General features: G+C 71.5%; 16 protein-coding genes. 8 read left to right on the top strand and 8 right to left on the bottom strand.

Annotation, left to right across the window (positions count from 1 at the left end; all coding sequences use genetic code 11):
* Positions 1-11: 11 nt before the first annotated feature.
* From ADK65_RS18570 to ADK65_RS18560, 3 genes are read right to left on the bottom strand one after another with little or no spacing between them, the layout of a single operon-like run.
* Positions 12-785, bottom strand: coding sequence for an enoyl-CoA hydratase/isomerase family protein (locus ADK65_RS18570; protein ID WP_234352910.1), 774 nt, complete (start codon positions 783-785; stop codon positions 12-14).
* Positions 782-1,195: a Zn-ribbon domain-containing OB-fold protein gene (locus ADK65_RS18565; RefSeq protein WP_053671366.1), complete on the bottom strand. Its 414-nt coding sequence runs from the start codon at positions 1,193-1,195 to the stop codon at positions 782-784. Before ADK65_RS18565 ends, ADK65_RS18570 begins: the two co-directional genes overlap by 4 nt.
* Positions 1,196-1,205: 10 nt before the next feature.
* Positions 1,206-2,366, bottom strand: coding sequence for a lipid-transfer protein (locus tag ADK65_RS18560; protein ID WP_053671364.1), 1,161 nt, complete (start codon positions 2,364-2,366; stop codon positions 1,206-1,208).
* Positions 2,367-2,463: 97 nt separating this feature from the next.
* Between ADK65_RS18560 and ADK65_RS18555 the strand changes: the two genes are divergently transcribed.
* Positions 2,464-4,095: a FadD3 family acyl-CoA ligase gene (locus ADK65_RS18555; protein ID WP_053671362.1), complete on the top strand. Its 1,632-nt coding sequence runs from the start codon at positions 2,464-2,466 to the stop codon at positions 4,093-4,095.
* Here the strand turns inward: ADK65_RS18555 and ADK65_RS18550 are convergent.
* The gene (locus ADK65_RS18550; protein ID WP_053671361.1) at positions 4,061-4,987 is read right to left on the bottom strand and encodes an SMP-30/gluconolactonase/LRE family protein; all 927 of its coding nucleotides are present in this window, start codon (positions 4,985-4,987) and stop codon (positions 4,061-4,063) included. The two genes, ADK65_RS18555 and ADK65_RS18550, sit on opposite strands and share 35 nt — an antisense overlap.
* A gap of 118 nt (positions 4,988-5,105) precedes the next feature.
* Between ADK65_RS18550 and ADK65_RS18545 the strand changes: the two genes are divergently transcribed.
* The gene (locus tag ADK65_RS18545) at positions 5,106-5,387 is read left to right on the top strand and encodes a hypothetical protein (RefSeq protein ID WP_053671359.1); all 282 of its coding nucleotides are present in this window, start codon (positions 5,106-5,108) and stop codon (positions 5,385-5,387) included.
* A gap of 65 nt (positions 5,388-5,452) precedes the next feature.
* Entirely contained in the window at positions 5,453-5,782 is a 330-nt protein-coding gene (locus tag ADK65_RS18540; protein WP_420709049.1) for a hypothetical protein, read from the top strand.
* A gap of 85 nt (positions 5,783-5,867) precedes the next feature.
* Here the strand turns inward: ADK65_RS18540 and ADK65_RS38875 are convergent, their stop codons facing one another.
* Together ADK65_RS38875 and ADK65_RS18535 are read right to left on the bottom strand one after the other, a co-directional pair.
* Positions 5,868-6,041 carry a hypothetical protein gene (locus ADK65_RS38875; protein WP_199825661.1) on the bottom strand — a complete coding sequence of 58 codons (174 nt, stop codon included), beginning with the start codon at positions 6,039-6,041 and terminating at the stop codon, positions 5,868-5,870.
* Between the two features lie 226 nt (positions 6,042-6,267).
* Positions 6,268-9,360, bottom strand: a complete 3,093-nt coding sequence (locus ADK65_RS18535; RefSeq protein WP_053671357.1) for an AfsR/SARP family transcriptional regulator — start codon at positions 9,358-9,360, stop codon at positions 6,268-6,270.
* Positions 9,361-9,588: 228 nt separating this feature from the next.
* Between ADK65_RS18535 and ADK65_RS18530 the strand changes: the two genes are divergently transcribed.
* The 3 genes from ADK65_RS18530 to ADK65_RS18520 all read left to right on the top strand — a co-directional run bounded on the left by ADK65_RS18530 (position 9,589) and on the right by ADK65_RS18520 (position 12,497).
* Positions 9,589-10,836, top strand: coding sequence for an amidohydrolase family protein (locus ADK65_RS18530; protein ID WP_053671355.1), 1,248 nt, complete (start codon positions 9,589-9,591; stop codon positions 10,834-10,836).
* 14 nt (positions 10,837-10,850) lie between these two features.
* Positions 10,851-11,756, top strand: coding sequence for a TIGR03619 family F420-dependent LLM class oxidoreductase (locus ADK65_RS18525; RefSeq protein WP_053671479.1), 906 nt, complete (start codon positions 10,851-10,853; stop codon positions 11,754-11,756).
* Positions 11,757-11,858: 102 nt separating this feature from the next.
* Complete coding sequence (locus tag ADK65_RS18520) at positions 11,859-12,497, top strand: response regulator transcription factor (RefSeq protein ID WP_053671353.1); 639 nt, start codon at positions 11,859-11,861, stop codon at positions 12,495-12,497.
* Between the two features lie 17 nt (positions 12,498-12,514).
* On the opposite strand, the gene ADK65_RS18515 is transcribed toward ADK65_RS18520, so the two are convergent.
* Positions 12,515-13,306: a hypothetical protein gene (locus tag ADK65_RS18515; RefSeq protein WP_053671351.1), complete on the bottom strand. Its 792-nt coding sequence runs from the start codon at positions 13,304-13,306 to the stop codon at positions 12,515-12,517.
* Positions 13,307-13,371: 65 nt separating this feature from the next.
* Positions 13,372-14,112 carry a hypothetical protein gene (locus ADK65_RS18510; RefSeq protein ID WP_199825660.1) on the bottom strand — a complete coding sequence of 247 codons (741 nt, stop codon included), beginning with the start codon at positions 14,110-14,112 and terminating at the stop codon, positions 13,372-13,374.
* A gap of 193 nt (positions 14,113-14,305) precedes the next feature.
* On the opposite strand from ADK65_RS18510, the gene ADK65_RS18505 reads away from it, so the two are divergent.
* Positions 14,306-15,076, top strand: a complete 771-nt coding sequence (locus tag ADK65_RS18505; RefSeq protein WP_053671349.1) for an SDR family NAD(P)-dependent oxidoreductase — start codon at positions 14,306-14,308, stop codon at positions 15,074-15,076.
* Between the two features lie 97 nt (positions 15,077-15,173).
* Positions 15,174-16,292: an LLM class flavin-dependent oxidoreductase gene (locus ADK65_RS18500; RefSeq protein WP_053671347.1), complete on the top strand. Its 1,119-nt coding sequence runs from the start codon at positions 15,174-15,176 to the stop codon at positions 16,290-16,292.
* Positions 16,293-16,362 lie beyond the last annotated feature (70 nt).

The following is a 16,362-nucleotide window of genomic DNA, read 5'->3' as shown; positions in this document are numbered from 1 at the left end:
GAAACCATTTCCTACCGCAACCGGTACTCCCGCGACCTCCCGGCGAACAGCCGGGCCTGCCGCTCGCCCGTCGCGTTCCCGAGTGCGATGAGATGCGGCGCCTGTGCGAGCCCCTGCGCCCGGCCCGCCTCGCTCGCGGCCCACAGCGCCCGCACGGTCCCCTGCACGGCCTCGGCCGGATACCCCGCGAGGACGGCGGCGCAGGCGGTCGCCGCCCTCAGCGCCTCTCCTTCCGCCACGAGTTCCGACACCAGCCCGGTCTCGTACGCCCGCCGGGCCGAGATCCGCTCCGCCGTCCCCATCAACGCCATCCGCGCCACCTCCCCGTACGGCATGCGCTGCGCCATGAGCACCGACTCGTAGGCGCTGACCATGCCGTAGGCGGTGTGCGGGTCGAAGAAGGAGGCGGTGGTGTCGGCGACGAGGAACTCCGCCTCGCCGAGCAGGTAGAAGGCCCCGCCGCAGGCCATGCCGCGCACGGCGGCGACGACCGGCTTCCACAGGTCGTTCGCCTTCGGCCCGATGCCGAGCAGCGGATCGTCCTGCGCGTAGGGCGAGTTGGGCTGGGGGACCACGACGTCCCGGTCGATGCCGGTGCAGAAGGCGCGCTCCCCGGCCCCGGTGAGGACGATCGCCCGCACGGAGTCGTCGAACCGCAACTCGTCCCAGGTGGAGGCCAGTTCGTCGGCCATGGCGAGGTCGATGGCGTTGAGCCGCCCGGGCCGGTTCAGCGTCACGACGGCGACCCCGCTGTCGGGGTCGGCCTCGACGAGCACACGGCTCATGACCGCTCCGGAACCCATTGGGGAAGGCCGTCGTGGAAGACGGCCCGCACCCGCGCCCCGATGCGCAGGTTCTCCGGAGGGAAGGCACCGAGGGGCGCTCCGGCCCTCGGGACCAGGTTGCCCACCAGCCGGATGCGGGGCGCCTCGTCCAGCTCGACGACGATCACGTTGTACGGCGCCTGTGCCGCGTAGTCGGGCAGCAGCGGCGGATGGGCGACGACGTACGACCAGATCCGGCCCCGGCCGGACACCGGACGCCACTCGCTCGCGAAGGACTGGCAGTGGGGGCAGCAGGGCCGGGGCGGGAAGCGGAACTCGCCGCACGCGGCGCAGGCCTGGACGCGCAGTTCGCCCTGTGCGGCGTACTCCCAGAAGGGGCCGCCGTCGGTGTCGGGTACGGGACGCAGCATCAAGGGCTCCTCAATTCCTCAGCAGCAGGGCGGAGGTAGGAACTCCCTCACCCGCGGTGACCAGACAGGCACAGGCGCCCGGAACCTGCGCGGTGCTGGTGCCGCGCAGCTGCCTGACCCCTTCGTTGATGAGGTTGAAGCCGTGGACGTAGGCCTCGGACAGCCCGCCCCCGCCGGTGTTCAGCGGCAGCAGCCCGCCGGTCTCCAGCGCCCCGCCCTCGGTGAACGCCCCGCCCTCGCCCCGCCCGCAGAAGCCGTAGCCCTCCAGGGAGAGCAGGACCAGGGGCGTGAAGGCGTCGTAGATCTGGGCGACGTCGACGTCCTCGGGGGTGAGGTCGGAGTGCTTCCACAAGTGCCGGGCGGCGCTCCAGGCGGGGCCGGTGAGGGGGTCGTCGTTCCAGTAGTTGACCATGCCGTGGTGCTGGGCCGGGAGCGACTGGGCGGCGGAGTGGACGTACACGGGACGTTGCCGGCAGTCGCGGGCCCGCTCGGCGGGGACCACCACGCAGGCCAGTGCCCCGTCGGTCTCCAGGCAGTTGTCGAAGAGGCAGAGCGGCTCGCTGATCCAGCGGGAGGTCATGTACATCTCGCGGGTGAGGGGCCGTTCGTACATGATCGCGGCGGGGTTCTGGTTGGCCCGGTTGCGGCAGGCCAGGGCGACGTTGAACAGGTGGTCGCGGGTGGCGCCGTACTCGTGCAGATAGCGGCGGGTGAGCATCGCGATCTCGTCGGCGGGGCGCAGCAGTCCGTACGGCCGGGTCCACTGGGCCGGGGTCGGCAGCTGGACGGTGGTGTTGGTCCAGGGCCGGGGTCCGCTGCCCCGCTTGCGGGAGCGCCAGGCCACCCCGACGCTCGCCTGTCCGGCGGTGATGGCGGCGGCGAGATGGGCGACGGTGGCACACGAACCGCCGCCCCCGAAGCCGACCTTGCCGAAGAACGTGAGGTCGCCGAAGCCGCACGCCTTCGCCAGCTCCACCTCGTCGGTCTCCTCCATGGTGTAGGAGGCGAGGGCGTCGACCTCGCCGGGCGCGATCCCGGCGTCGTCGAGCGCGGCCAGGACGGCACGGCAGGCGAGGGTGCGTTCGTCCTCCGGGAGCCGTTTGGCGAAGGGGGTCTGGCCTATGCCGACGATGGCGGTGGCGTCCTTGAGGCCGCCCGATCCTGCTGCCATGCTGCGCGCACCTCCGGGCCCGAACTGTCGCTGACAGACCGTCAGATTACAGATAATCTGACGGGTAGTCAGCTCCTACGTCGTCGGGAGGCGCGCTGTGCGAGCGGATACGGCATGGGAAAGCGTTCCGGACCTGGTCGGGGCGGCGGCCGAGCGCTACGCGGACGTCGAGGCCGTCGTCGAGGGGCGCACCCGCGTCACCTACGCGGAACTGGGCGCACGCGTCGAGCGCGCGGCGGCGGCCTGCCTGGCGACCGGCGTGGAACCGGGCGACCGGGTCGCCGTCTGGGCCCCGAACTCGCTCGACTGGATCGTCGGCGCCCTGGGCGCGGTCTCGGCGGGTGCGGTGCTCGTCCCGCTGAACACCCGCTTCAAGGGCGCCGAGGCGGCGGACGTCCTGCGCCGCAGCGGCGCCCGGCTGCTGTTCGTGACCGGCACGTTCCTCGGCACGTCGTACGTGGCGTCCCTGCGCAGGGCGGCCGGGGACGGCCCGGGCACCGGCCCCCTGCCCGGCCTGCCCGCCCTGAAGCACGCGGTCGTCCTCTCCGGGGACGCCCCGGCGGACTTCCTGACCTGGAAGGACTTCCTGGCCGCGGGGGAGGGGACGGGGGCGGCGGTGGTCCGCGCAAGGTCCGCGGCCGTACGGGGCACCTGGCCCTCGGACATCATCTTCACCTCGGGCACGACGGGCCGCCCCAAGGGCGCGGTCATCACCCACGGCCAGACGCTGCGGGCGTACGGCATCTGGAGCGAACTCGCCGGACTCACGCGGGGCGACCGCTACCTGATCGTCAACCCCTTCTTCCACACCTTCGGCTACAAGGCCGGGGTGATCGCCTGCCTGATGCGGGGCGCGACGATGATCCCCCAGCCGGTGTTCAACGTGACCACGGTCCTGGCCAACATCGCCGCCGAGCGGGTCTCCGTGCTCCCCGGCCCCCCGACCCTCCTGCAGTCCCTCCTGGACCACCCCGCCCGCGACGCCCACGACCTGACGGCCCTGCGCCTGGTCGTGACGGGAGCGGCCGTCATACCGCTGCGTCTCGTGGAGCGCCTGCGCACCGAGCTCGGCGTCGGCACGGTCCTCACCGCCTACGGCCTGTCCGAGGCGAGCGGCGTCGTCACGATGTGCCGGCGCGGCGACGACCCGACAGTGATCGCGTCCACGTCGGGCCGGCCCATCCCCGGTACGGAGCTACGGGTCGTGGACCCCGAGGGCCGGCCCCTGGAACCCGGCGTGCCGGGCGAGGTCCTGGTGCGCGGTTTCCACGTCATGACCGGCTACCACGAGGACGAGCAGGCCACCGCCGAGGTGCTCTCGGAGGACGGCTGGCTGCGCACCGGCGACATCGGCGTCCTGGACGCGGCGGGCAACCTGCGCATCACCGACCGCCTCAAGGACATGTTCATCGTCGGCGGCTTCAACGCCTACCCGGCCGAGATAGAGCAGCTCCTGGGCCTCCACCCGGACGTGGCCGACGTGGCGGTGGTCGGCGTGCCGGACGCCCGGCTCGGGGAGGCCGGCCGGGCCTACGTCGTACGGCGCCCCGGCGCCCTGCTGACCGCCGACGACCTGATCGCCTGGTCGCGCAGGGAGATGGCGAACTACAAGGTCCCCAGAAGCGTCGAGTTCGTCGCGGAGCTGCCGCGCAACGCGAGCGGGAAGGTCGTGAAGGGCGCCCTGCGGGACGCGGTCACCGGCCGAGCGGCAGGGCCGGCGTTCCGGTGACCGACATCATCAGGGAGTACAGGGTGGTGTCGGCGGCGATGAACAGGCGGTTGCGCCGGGCCCCGCCGAACCGGACGTTGGCGACGGTGCCGGGCACCAGGACGCGGCCGATCAGCGTGCCGTCGGGGTCGTAGCAGTGCACGCCCCCTGCCATGGCGGCGGCCCAGAGCCGCCCCTGGTCGTCGAACCGGATGTTGTCGAAGTTGCCGTTCCCGCACGCGGCGAAGACCTCGCCGCCCGAGAGCGAGGTCCCGTCCTCGCCGACGTCGAAGACCCGGATGTGGTTGGCGACGCTGTCCGACACGTACAGCCGCCGCTCGTCCGGCGAGAAGACCAGCCCGTTGGGCCCCTGGAACCCGTCCGCGACCAGCCGCACCTCGCCGCGCTCGGGGTCGGCGCGGTAGACGTTGCGGGCCCCGATCTCGCTCCCGGCGCGATGTCCCTCGTAGTCGGTGGCGATCCCGAACTCGGGGTCGGAGAACCACACCGACCCGTCGGACCTCACGACGGCGTCGTTCGGGCTGTTGAGCCGCTTGCCGCGGAACCGCTCGGCGATCACGGTGACCGAGCCGTCGTGCTCGGTCCGGGTCACCCGCCGATTGCCCTGCTCACAGGTGATGAGACGGCCCTGGCCGTCCAGGGTGTTGCCGTTCGGGTGCCCGGCGGGGGAGCGGAACACCCCGACGGCCCCGGTGGTCTCGTCCCAGCGCAGCAGCCGGTCGTTGGGGATGTCGCTCCACACGAGGTACCGCCCGGCGGGCACGTACACCGGCCCCTCGGCCCACCGGCACCCCTCGTACAGCGTCTCCAGCCGCGAGTCCCCGGCCTGGCACCTGCCGGTCCGGAACCGCTCGTCGAGGGTCTCGTAGAGGTGGGGCTGCTCGCCGGGCATGGGGGGCCGCCTTCATGAGTGGGCCGACGGGTGATCTGCGCGGGTCCACTATCGCGCGCCGGAACCGGCGGCGCACTCTGCCGGGCGGACGGCACTCCCGGCCGGTATGGTAATTGGTATGGTAACGAAGAAGTACACCGTGACGCTGCCGGAGGAGCTCGCCGAGGAGATCCGGCACGAGGTCGGGCCCGGTGGCTTCAGCGCCTATGTGACGCGGGCCATAGAGCGCCAGCGTGAGCAGGACCGGCTGGGAGACCTGGTGACCTGGCTGGAAGACGAGCACGGCCCCGTCACCGAGGAGGAGCTCGCCTCGGCGGAGGCCGAGCGCAGGGAGTTCGAGCGCCACTTCACCGAGCAGGACCCCGGGACGGCCGGTGAGCGACACCGGAGGGCGGGCTAGTGGTGCCGTCCTGCTACGTGCTGGACTGCGAGGCGTTGTCCCGGGTCGTCCTGGGCGACCGGGCGATGCTCGCTCGGCTCAAGGACGCACACCGTTCCGGCATCCGCGTCGTCACCAGCTCGATGACGCTGATCGAGGCCTGTCACGGCCGGGTGAAACGGGCGGCCTGGGCATGGGCGATGGCGCGGGTCGTGGTGGAACCCGTGACCCGGGAGGTCGCCGAGGCGGCTGTCACCCTGCTTCAGGACACCGGCCTGCACGGCCACAAGTACGCGATCGACGCGGCCCTGGCCGTGATCGCGAGCCGACAGCCCGCGGGCGTGGTGCTCTTCACGTCCGACGAGGACGACATGGGGAAACTGTGCGGGCCGGGCGTGCGGGTCGTTCCCCTCTGACGCGACGCCGTCCGCCCGCGGACACACCTCGGCCGCGACGGCTCCCCCTCCGCGCCGCCGCGGCCGATCCCCGTGCAACGGTGGCTTACTTCGTCGGCTTGAACGGCTCCGACGTGGCGTGCAGGTCCTTCGTCTCCAGCGGCTCGTCCGTCGCGTGCAGGTCCTCGGTCTTGAGCGGCTCGTCCGTGGCGTGCAGGTCCTCGGTCTTGAGCGGCTCGCCGGTGGCGTGCAGGTCCTGCGGCTTGAGCTCGTCGCCCATGATCGTCAACTCCTCTGGCGTCGATCAACAGTGAGGTCGGCGGGCCCGGCCGGCCACTCCCCCGAGGACGGCCGGACGGGCCCACCCGGGCCGCCCACCCCGGAACATCAGGGCGAGGCCCGTGCGGCGACCCGTCTGCCCCCCGACGCGACGGATCGACTGCGTCCATCATGGCGGGAGGCGATAAACGAATGATGAACGCCCCGGCGGCGCCCCGGACGGCCCCTCAGGCCGCCTGCACCGGGGACAGCAGCGCCCGCACCTCGGCCGCCTCGGGCGAGCCCAGCTCCTCGTAGATACCGGCCGCTTCCTGCCAGCAGACCTGGGCCCGGCCGGTCTGGCCGATGCCGCTCAGCGCCCGCCCGAGGACCGTGAGGACATTGCCCCGCCGCCACTGGCCGCCGATCCCGCGCAGCACCGTGAGCGCCATCTCGGCGTTCGCGGCGGCCCGCGCCGCATGCCGGGCGGCGAGATCCACCTCGGCCAGCCGGAACAGGCTCATGCCCTCCCAGAGGCGCTGCCTGCTGTCGCGGAACACCTCCAGCGCCTCCTGGAGCCGGTCGGCCGCCTCGCGCAGCTCCCCGCTCTGGGTGAGGGCCAGCCCGAGGGCGTAACGGGCGTTCGCCCCGCGCATGGAGTTGCCCATGCCGTCGTAGATGTCGATGCCCTCCTGGGCCAGTGCGACAGCGCTCTGCGTGCGTCCGGTCGCGAGATGGATCCGGGAGAGGTTGCAGAGCGCGGCGGCCTCGCCGGGACGGTCGCCCAGGGCGCGGAAGTGCTCGATGGCCCGGGAGAGGTGCTCTTCGCCGTCCGTGTGCCGGTTCTGGTACAGCGCGATGATGCCGCGGGCGTTGCGGGCCCAGCAGACGGGAAGCAGGTCGTCGGACTCCTGGGCGAGCAGGATGGCCCGCTCCGCCTCCTCCTCGGCCCGTTCGAAACGGCCGCCGACGTGGTGGACGTTGACGAGGGTCATCAGTGCCCGCGCCTCCGCCCGCCCGAGGCCGTGCGAGCGGGCCGCGCCGACGAGCGCCTCGGCCGTCGCCTCGTACTCCCGGGAGTTGGCGCCCGACTCGGAGAGGTCGTGCGCGGCCCACAGCATGTCGATCGCCCGGGGGAGGCTCTCCGGGCGTCCCGCGGACTGCCGTGCGCACGCCAGGAGGCACATGGCCTCCGCGTACAGCCAGTCCTGCGCCGCGTGCCGGTCGCCGAACCGCAGCCCCGGGTACGACGTGGCCTCGAGGTGATCCACCAGCCGGTCGCCCGGCCGCTCGATCGCGTACACGCCCGCCGCGGACGCCAGGTAGAAGTCCAGCAGCCGGGACAGCGCCGCCCCCCGTTCGCTCGGCGGGAGTTCGTCCCGTTCCGCGCAGGCACGCGCGTAGAGCCGCACCAGGTCGTGGAAGCGGTAGCGGCCGGGAGCCGCCGATTCGAGGAGGGAGGTGTCCACGAGGGACTCCAGCAGATCCTCGGTGTCCTCGACCGGCAGGTCCAGGACCGCCGCGGCGGCGGTGAGGGAGATGTCGGGGCCGTCCGCCAGCCCGAGCAGGCGGAACGCGCGGGCCTGAGCGGGTTCCAGCTGCCCGTAGCCGAGTTCGAACGTGGCCTTCACCGCCAGGTCGCCGGCCTGGAGTTCGTCCAGGCGGCGGCGCTCGTCGGCGAGCTTCGCCGCGAGGACCGACACCGTCCAGGTGCGGCGGGCCGCCAGGCGGGACGCCGCGATGCGGATCGCCAGCGGCAGGAAACCGCACGCGGCCACCACGTCCAGGGCGGCCTTGCGCTCGGAGGCCACCCGCTCCTCGCCCACGATCTTCGTGAACAACGCCAGGGCCTCGTCCGGGGACATCACGTCGAGGTCGATCAGGTGGGCGCCCGCCAGGCCCACCATCCGCGTACGGGAGGTGACCAGCGCGGCGCAGCCGTCCGTGCCGGGCAGCAGGGGGCGCACCTGGGCGGCGTCGCGGGCGTTGTCCAGCAGGACCAGCACCCGGCGCCCGGCCAGGACCGAGCGGAACAGGGCCGCGCGCTCCTCCAGGGAGTCGGGGATCGCCGAGTCGGCCGTGCCGAGGGCGCGCAGGAAGGACCCGAGGACCGTCTCGGGCTCCGCCGCCCGGGCGCCCGCGCCCTGCAGGTCGACGTACAACTGCCCGTCCGGGAAGGCCGTGCGGGCCTGGTGGGCCACGTGCACCGCGAGGGTCGTCTTGCCGACGCCGCCGATGCCCGCGAGGGCCGAGACCGCCATGACCCGGCCCTCGGCCGAGGCCAGGATCTCGCCGAGTTCGCGCACGAACCCGGAACGGCCGGTGAAGTCCGGCACTGTGGCGGGCAGTTGGGCCGGACGGACCGGGACGGAGGCCGGCTCGGGCGCCGGCGAGGAGGGCTCCGCCAGCGACGGGTCCGCCTGGAGGATCCGCTGCTGCAGCTCGCTCAGGCCGGGGCAGGGATCCACACCGAGTTCGTCGGCGAGCAGCCGGCGGGTGTCGGCGTAGACGGCCAGGGCCTCCGCCTGGCGGCCGCTGCGGTAGAGCGCCAGCATCAGCAGCTCGCGCAGTCGCTCCCGGAGCGGATGAGCCGCGGTGAGGGCGGTGAGCTCGGAGACGGCCTCGGCATGGCAGCCCCGCTCCAGGTCCATGTCCAGGCACCACTCGAGGAGCTGGAGCCGCCACTCCTCCAGACGGACGCGCTGGGCCTCCGCGTACGGTCCGGGCACTCCGGCCAGGGTCTCCCCGTCCCACAGGGCGAGGGCGCGGCGCAGGGTGGCGCGGGCGTGGCAGAGGTCCCCGGCGGAGCGGGCCTTCTCCGCCTCGGTCGCCAGGTCCTGGGCGACGGCGAGGTCCAGGGCGCCTTCGGCGAGGTCGCGGACCGCGTAGCCGCCGGACTCGCTGACCAGGACTGCGGTCGCGGTGGCTCCGGGGCCGCCCGGCCGCCCTGCCTCGCCGCCCGGGCCGAGCACCTTGCGCAGACGGGAGGCGTACGTCCGTACCGCCGCCAGTGCCTGCGAGGGCGGTTCCTCGCCCCACAGGGCGTCGATCAGCTCCGCCGCCGTGGCCGTCCGGCCCCCGCGCAGCAACAGGGCTGCGAGCAGGGCACGTTGCTGGGGGGAGCCGGTGGGGACGGGGTCGTCGCCGCGCCAGGCGCGCACGGGACCGAGCACGCCGAAGCGCAGGGCCGCGGACCCGGCGGGTCCGGCCCGTTCAGCCGGTCCGGCCGTCCTCGGGGACTCCGCGGGTCCGGCCGCCCCAGCCGTCGTCGCCGACTCGCGCGTGGAGTCTGGACGCCGCTGCTCCGGTACGCGCGGCACACCGTTCGGTACACCGTCCATGCAGTCCCCCTAGACATCCTGAGCAACCACGCCAGTTTGCCTTGTTGGCGGCGGATACGTCAGCCGTGGGAGACGCCGATCACAGGGCGGCGCGGGGGAGTCCACCAGGTCTGCACACTCTCTGCGCACGCGGCCGTCCGCACCGTGCACATCACGCCATCCCGGCCGGAACCCGCCCCTGCGCACGCATAGCTGACGCCCCGTCAGATCAGCGCTACCGTGAGCGCCATGGACACCCACGACAGCACCTTTCCGCTGATCATCTCCGTGGACGACCACACCGTGGAGCCCGCGAGCGTCTGGCAGGACCGGCTTCCGGAGAAGTACAAGGGCGTCGGACCGCGGATCGTCCGGGCCCCCGTGAAGGAAATGACCTTCCTCGGCGGGCGCTTCAAGCCCGTCATGGGACAGCCCGGGGACGACGGTCCCGTCGGGGACTGGTGGGTCTACGAGGATCTGCGGCGGCCCCTGACCCGGCTCGACACCGCCGTCGGGTACGACAGGGACGAGATCCGGCTGGAGGTCATCACCTACGAGCAGATGCGGCCCGGCTCCTACGACGTCACCGCGCGGCTCGCCGACATGGACGTGAACCACGTCCAGTCCGCCCTGTGCTTCCCCACCTTCCCGCGCTTCTGCGGCCAGACCTTCACCGAGGCCGAGGACCACGAGCTGGGCCTGCTCTGCGTGCGGGCCTACAACGACTGGATGGTGGAGGAGTGGTGCGGTCCGGACGCGCACGGGCGGCTCATACCCCTGCCCCTCATCCCGCTGTGGGACGCCGAACTGGCCGCTGCGGAGGTCCGGCGCAACGCCGCCCGCGGGGTGCGGGCCGTCGCCTTCTCCGAGATACCGCCCTTTCTCGGGCTGCCCTCGATCCACACCGACGGCTGGGACCCGTTCCTCCAGGCGTGCGACGAGACCGGCACGGTCGTCGCCATGCACATCGGCTCCAGCAGCCGCATGCCCTCCACCTCCGCCGACGCCCCGCCCGCCGTCGGCTCCACCATCACCTACGCCAACTGCTGCTTCTCCATGGTCGACTGGCTGATGAGCGGCAAGTTCGAGCAGTTCCCGAACCTCAAGGTCATGTACGCCGAGGGGCAGATCGGCTGGATCCCCTACATCCTGGAGCGGGCCGACGTGGTGTGGGAGGAGAACCGCGGCTGGGGCGGCGTCGCCGACAAGGTGCACCGGCCGCCGTCCGAGCTGTTCGCCGAGCACGTCCACGGCTGCTTCTTCGACGACGCCTTCGGGCTGCGCAACCTGGACTCCATCGGCGTCGGCAACGTCCTCTACGAGACCGACTACCCCCACTCCGACTCCACCTGGCCCAAGTCCCGCGAGGTCGGCGAGGCGCAGATGGGGCACCTGGAGCCCGGCGTGGTCGAGCGGATCGTGCGGGGCAACGCCATCGAGCTGCTCGGGCTGACGGCCGACGGCCTGTGGCCGGGCTCCGGCGGCGGCACCCGGTGAGCCTGCGATACGGGATGCAGCTTCCCGTCCAGTCGCAGAGCACCCTCTACGCCGAGGGCTGGGAGGCGGAGGCCGGGCCGGAGGACCTGCTGGAGATCGCCCGCGCCGCCGACCGCTCCGGCTTCGCCTACCTCGCGAGCTGCGACCACGTCGGCATCCCGCGCCGGCTCGCCGCCGCGATGAGCACCGTCTGGTACGACCCCGTCGCCACCCTGGCCTTCCTCGCGGCGGCGACCGAGCGCGTCCGGCTGCTCAGCCACGTCGCCATCGTCGGGCTGCGGCACCCCCTGCTCACCGCCAAGCAGTACGCCACCCTCGACCGCCTTTCGGGCGGCCGCCTGATCCTCGGGGTCGGCGCCGGGCACGTCCAGGAGGAGTTCGAGGCCCTGGGCGTGGACTTCCGGCAGCGCGGGGCCGTGCTCGACGAGTGCCTCGACGCCCTGCGCGCCGCCCTCGGACCCGACGAGTTCCCCGAGCACCACGGCAAGCTGTACGACTTCGGGGGGCTCGGGCAGCGGCCCCGTCCGGCGCAGGAACACGTCCCCGTGTGGGTCGGCGGGTCCTCGGCGGCCGCCGTGCGGAGGGCGGCGCTCAAGGGCGACGGATGGCTGCCGCAGGGAGACCCGCGTGACCGGCTGCCGGGGCAGATCGAGCGGATCCGGCGGCTGCGGGACGAGGCCGGCGTCCAGGGGCCGTTCGCCATCGGAGCCATCGCCGAGCCCCTGTACGTCGGTGCGCCGCGCTGGGAGGCCGGGCGGCGGACGGTCAGCGGGCCGCCCGAGGTGATCGCCGAGTCGCTGCGGGCCTACCGGGCGATGGGCGTGGACCAGCTGCAGGTGCGGTTCCGCAGCCGTGGTCGAGACGAACTCATCGACCAGATGGAGGAGTTCGGAGGGGAGGTCGCGCCGCTGCTGTCGTAGGCAAAGTTTTTGAAAGCTTGAACACGTCCCGGCCGGACCGCGTACGTACGGACGTACGGACACGTACGGACACGTGCGGCTTCGCCGGAAGGACACCATGACGTGCGCACTTCCCGGAAACTCTCCGTCGCCCTCGCCTGCCCGGGAGGCTCCTGGCCGCATCCCGACTGGCCCGCCCCGGACGACCGGTACGTCGAGCGGGCGGTGAGGCTGCGCCCGTCATCGCCCTTCCACGTACCGGAGGGGGTGGATGCCGTGGTCCTGTACTCCACCAACCCGGTGGACGATCTGGGGTCGTTGAGGGCGGGCGGGGTACCGGTGATCGTGGTGGCTCCGTACCAGGACCCCGAGACCATCGCGGAGGTGTTCCGGCGAGGCGCCGGGTACCTGGTCGAGGGCGACTACTGCACCTGCATGCTCTCCTCGGCCCTCGTCGGGGCCCCGGCCGGGCACACCTACCTCTCCCCGGCGGCGTGCGCGGCCCTGCGCGAGCGGGAGTGGCAGGCAGCCGCCCCGGACGTGGCGACGGAGCGGCTGCGCGGCCGGCTCGCGCCGCGTGAGCGGCAGATCATGGAACTGCTCTCGACCGGCCTGGGCGCCCAGGAGATCGGGCTGCGCTTAGGGCTGAGCGAGAAGACCGTGCGCAACAACCTCAGCAACATCTACGCCAAGCTGGACGCCAGGGGGAGCACGGACGCGGTCCTGAGGTGGCTGGGTGCCGCGCCCGTGCTTCGCGTCTGAGAACGAAACGGTGTCGGTTACGACACCTGCACCTCCGACAGCGGGACTTCCACGTCGGTGACGTTTTCCCCACCCTGTTCGAATCCGGGTTCGGCGCGGGCGCTGTTCTGGTTGTCCAGAATTCCGTCGGCCTGCGGGGTGCCGCACTTGACGTTGCGCAGCCACAGCCGGCCGTCCGGGGTTCCGTTCTTCAGAAGTTGCGGATAGAAGACGTGAACCGCGGTGGATCCCTCACTCGGGGAGAAGAACACCGTTTGGCCGTCCTGCGCTTCCTTGTAGGTGGCACGCAGGAATCCGCTCACGTCGGTGCGCTTGTGGGACCACATGAAGAAGGCGATGTGATCCGGCTGCACCGTGTCGCTCCTGCTGAAGGTGAAGGAGGACGCGGTGTCGTCACGCTTGATGTTGATTTCCTGCGTGTTGAACTTGAGCCCGATCTCGAAGAAGGAATTTCCGAGCTTCGTGCTGCCGTCCACGCCGAAGCCGTTCTCCAGCTGGACGACGCGTTGCACGGAGGCGGTGCCGCTGAAGGTCTTGGTCGCCGCGGTGGCGACGCCGCAGTTGTCGGTGACCGTGGTGACCCGCTCGTTGGGGCCCAGGCTGTTCTTCTTGTCCTGTACGGGGACGAACTCGCAGTTCTCCAGCTTGTCCGAGTCGCTGCTGCAGTCGGCGCTCACCTCGTCCGGAGTGGCCGCCCCCGCGCTGTTCATGAGCGGGACGATCACCGCGAGTGCGGCCACCGGGGCCAGGGTGAGAGTGATCCGCTTCTTCTTGCTCCGGTGGCTTCTGCTGCGGCCTTCGCGTGTCATGGTCTGTCTCCTGTACGGGGTCGTGGGGGGTGACTCAGGGGGGTCCGCGGTGACGGAACTGGAGGTCAGCAGTCCTCGAGGACGGCCTTGGACGTGCCGTCCACGAGGCCCGGCGCGCCGGCTGCCCCGGGCCGGATGACGGGGCCCTCGACGACCTCCGGCGCCACGAAGTTCTGCTCGGGTGTGGCGTTGGTGGCGAAGCCCGCCTCGCGGGCGTCGATCCGCACCCGCCACTCACCGGTCATGCGCTGCATCTTCGGGGTGAACGTGACGTGCAGCACCTTGCCGACGGGGACTTCCCGGGTCTCCGACTCGCTGGCGGTGGCCGTCCTGATGGTCATGTCCAGCGTCCCCTTGTGCTTCACCCAGGAGCCGCTCAGGGCGCCGAACAGACCACCGAGGGCGCCCTGCTGGGTGACGGTGTACTTGCCCTCGCCCTGACCGATGGACTTCGACCACTCGGTCGTGACCTTGGACGGTCCGGTGGCGTTCGGTTCACAGTTCGGGAAGTCGACGGTCACCTTTTCCGTGGGGCCGTCGAAGGTTTCGAACTTGGTCTCGACGAAGTCGCAGTTGTCGGCCGCGAAACCGTCTCCCAGTCCGCCTCCGAAATCGGCTGTCGTCTGCTTCTTCCCGTTGAGGACCGCGGACCGCTGGCACATCGAGGCGATCTGCTCGGGCGTCTTCTCCTCCCCGGCGGCGTTGGCCGAGGGAAGCAATACGGCGGCGACGGCCGCACCGGCCGTGAGTGAGCACCCGATCGCGATGAACCGGACCTTCTTGTTCTTGAACTTTCTCCTGCCCATGCCTGCTCTCCTTGAGAGTGTCTTTACCTTCTGCTCGAGGAGTATTGAGGGATCGGCAAGGGCCTCCCAGGGTCAAATGTCCCTACTGATCAGTCGCTTTCGATTGCTGGCGCAAGCGCTTGCGCAACACCTGACGTTCCGTCAGTTCCAGCGGTACGCTGACCTCGGCCGATGCGCCGCGAAGGGAGTCCTGATGGGCAAGCTCGACGGACGTGTCATCCTCGTCACAGGCGCCGCACGCGGCCAGGGCGAGCAGGAGGCCAGGCTCTTCGCCGCCGAGGGTGCCCGGGTGGTCGTCGCGGACGTCCTCGACGATCAGGGCGAGGCCCTGGCGAAGGAGATCGGCGCCCGGTACGTCCATCTCGACGTGGGCCGGGAGGGCGACTGGCAGGCCGCCGTCGCCGCGGCCAAGGAGGCGTACGGCCACGTCGACGGGCTCGTCAACAACGCCGGCATCCTGCGCTTCAACAGCCTCCTCGACACGCCCCTCGACGAGTTCATGCAGGTCGTGCAGGTCAACCAGGTGGGCTGTCTGCTCGGCATCAAGGCGGTCGCCCCGGAGATGGCCGACGGGGGCACGATCGTGAACACCGCCTCCTGCACGGGCCTGACCGGGATGGCCGCGGTGGGTTCCTACGCGGCGACCAAGCACGCCGTGGTCGGTCTGACCCGGGTCGCCGCACTGGAGCTGGCGGGCCGCGGGATACGGGTCAACGCCGTCTGCCCGGGGGCGATCGACACCGCGATGGCCAACCCGGCCCGGCTCGACCCGGACGCTGATCCGGAGCAGGCGGCGAAGGGCCTCGACCGGCTGTACCGCAAGCTCGTGCCGCTGGGCCGGGTGGGGCGGCCCGAGGAGGTGGCGAGGCTCGCGCTGTTCCTGACCTCGGAGGACTCCTCGTACATCACGGGGCAGCCGTTCGTGATCGACGGCGGGTGGCTGGCCGGGGTCACCGTTATCTGACACTCCATCAGGTATTGACGCTCCCGGAGGGCCGGTGGAACAGTCGGAGCCATAATCTGACGCGCCGTCAGAACTGACCGTGGGGCGGTGAACCTCCTTGGAATTCGGCATCTTCGTTCAGGGATACGTCGGCAAACGGGCCGAGACCGACCCGCTCGCCGAGCACAAGGCGCTGATGGAGGAGACCGAGTACGTCATCCAGGCGGACAAGTCCGGCTTCAAGTACGCCTGGGCCTCCGAGCACCACTTCCTGGACGAGTACTCGCACCTGTCCGCCAACGACGTCTTCCTCGGCTACCTGGCGCACGCGACCGAGCGGATCCACCTGGGCTCGGGGATCTTCAACCCGCTCGCCCCGGTCAACCACCCGGTGAAGGTCGCCGAGAAGGTCGCCATGCTCGACCACCTCAGCGGCAACCGCTTCGAGTTCGGCAGCGGCCGGGGCGCCGGGTCCCACGAGATCCTCGGGTTCATGCCGGGGGTGACCGACATGAACCACACCAAGGAACTCTGGGAGGAGACCATCGCCGAGTTCCCCAAGATGTGGCTCCAGGACGAGTACCAGGGCTTCCAGGGCAAGCACTGGTCGCTGCCGCCGCGCAAGGTCCTGCCGAAGCCGTACGGCGGCTCGCACCCGGCGATGTGGTACGCGGCCGGGTCGCCGCCGTCGTACGCCATGGCGGCGAAGAAGGGGCTCGGCGTGCTCGGCTTCAGTGTGCAGAAGGTCTCCGACATGGAGTGGGTGCTGGAGCAGTACAAGACGGCGATCGTGGACGCGGAGCCCGTCGGGGACTTCGTGAACGACAACGTGATGGTGACGACCACGGCGATCTGTGCGCCGACCCACGCGGAGGCCCTGCGGATCGCGGCGAGCGGGGGGCTGCACTATCTGCCGTCGCTGGTCTTCCGGTACCACGACACCTTCCCGCGGCCCGAGGGGTTCCCGGTGTGGCCGGAGACGCTGCCGGAGTACACCGAGGAGTTCGTGGAGGTGCTGATCGAGGAGGAGTTGCTGATCTGCGGGGATCCGGACGAGGTGCTGCGGCAGTGTGAGCGGTGGGAGCGGGCCGGGGCGGATCAGCTCAGTTTCGGGTTGCCGGTGGGGGTGCCGAAGGAGGAGACGCTGCAGACGATCCGGCTGGTCGGGGAGTACGTGATTCCCAAGATCGATACGGACCCTGTGCATCGGACTTCGCGGTTCCGGCGGGGTGGTTGAGCGTTCGTCGGCGGGTGCGGGTTCGTCGTGGCTTGTCGCGCAGTTCCCCGCGCCCCTGGGTACCAGTCCC

It is taken from the genome of Streptomyces sp. NRRL B-1140, from assembly GCF_001280065.1.
GTDB lineage: Bacteria > Actinomycetota > Actinomycetes > Streptomycetales > Streptomycetaceae > Streptomyces.
The sequence above is the reverse complement of the archived record's forward strand: the minus strand, read 5'-3'. Positions and strand labels throughout refer to the sequence as shown.

Coding starts and splice junctions, on each gene's coding strand:
- ADK65_RS18570 (WP_234352910.1), bottom strand. CDS start 785: ATGAGCCGTGTGCTCGTCGAGGCCGACCCCGACAGCGGGGTCGCCGTC.
- ADK65_RS18565 (WP_053671366.1), bottom strand. CDS start 1,195: ATGCTGCGTCCCGTACCCGACACCGACGGCGGCCCCTTCTGGGAGTAC.
- ADK65_RS18560 (WP_053671364.1), bottom strand. CDS start 2,366: ATGGCAGCAGGATCGGGCGGCCTCAAGGACGCCACCGCCATCGTCGGC.
- ADK65_RS18550 (WP_053671361.1), bottom strand. CDS start 4,987: ATGCCCGGCGAGCAGCCCCACCTCTACGAGACCCTCGACGAGCGGTTC.
- ADK65_RS18545 (WP_053671359.1), top strand. CDS start 5,106: ATGGTAACGAAGAAGTACACCGTGACGCTGCCGGAGGAGCTCGCCGAG.
- ADK65_RS18540 (WP_420709049.1), top strand. CDS start 5,453: ATGCTCGCTCGGCTCAAGGACGCACACCGTTCCGGCATCCGCGTCGTC.
- ADK65_RS38875 (WP_199825661.1), bottom strand. CDS start 6,041: ATGGGCGACGAGCTCAAGCCGCAGGACCTGCACGCCACCGGCGAGCCG.
- ADK65_RS18535 (WP_053671357.1), bottom strand. CDS start 9,360: ATGGACGGTGTACCGAACGGTGTGCCGCGCGTACCGGAGCAGCGGCGT.
- ADK65_RS18530 (WP_053671355.1), top strand. CDS start 9,589: ATGGACACCCACGACAGCACCTTTCCGCTGATCATCTCCGTGGACGAC.
- ADK65_RS18525 (WP_053671479.1), top strand. CDS start 10,851: ATGCAGCTTCCCGTCCAGTCGCAGAGCACCCTCTACGCCGAGGGCTGG.
- ADK65_RS18515 (WP_053671351.1), bottom strand. CDS start 13,306: ATGACACGCGAAGGCCGCAGCAGAAGCCACCGGAGCAAGAAGAAGCGG.
- ADK65_RS18510 (WP_199825660.1), bottom strand. CDS start 14,112: ATGGGCAGGAGAAAGTTCAAGAACAAGAAGGTCCGGTTCATCGCGATC.
- ADK65_RS18505 (WP_053671349.1), top strand. CDS start 14,306: ATGGGCAAGCTCGACGGACGTGTCATCCTCGTCACAGGCGCCGCACGC.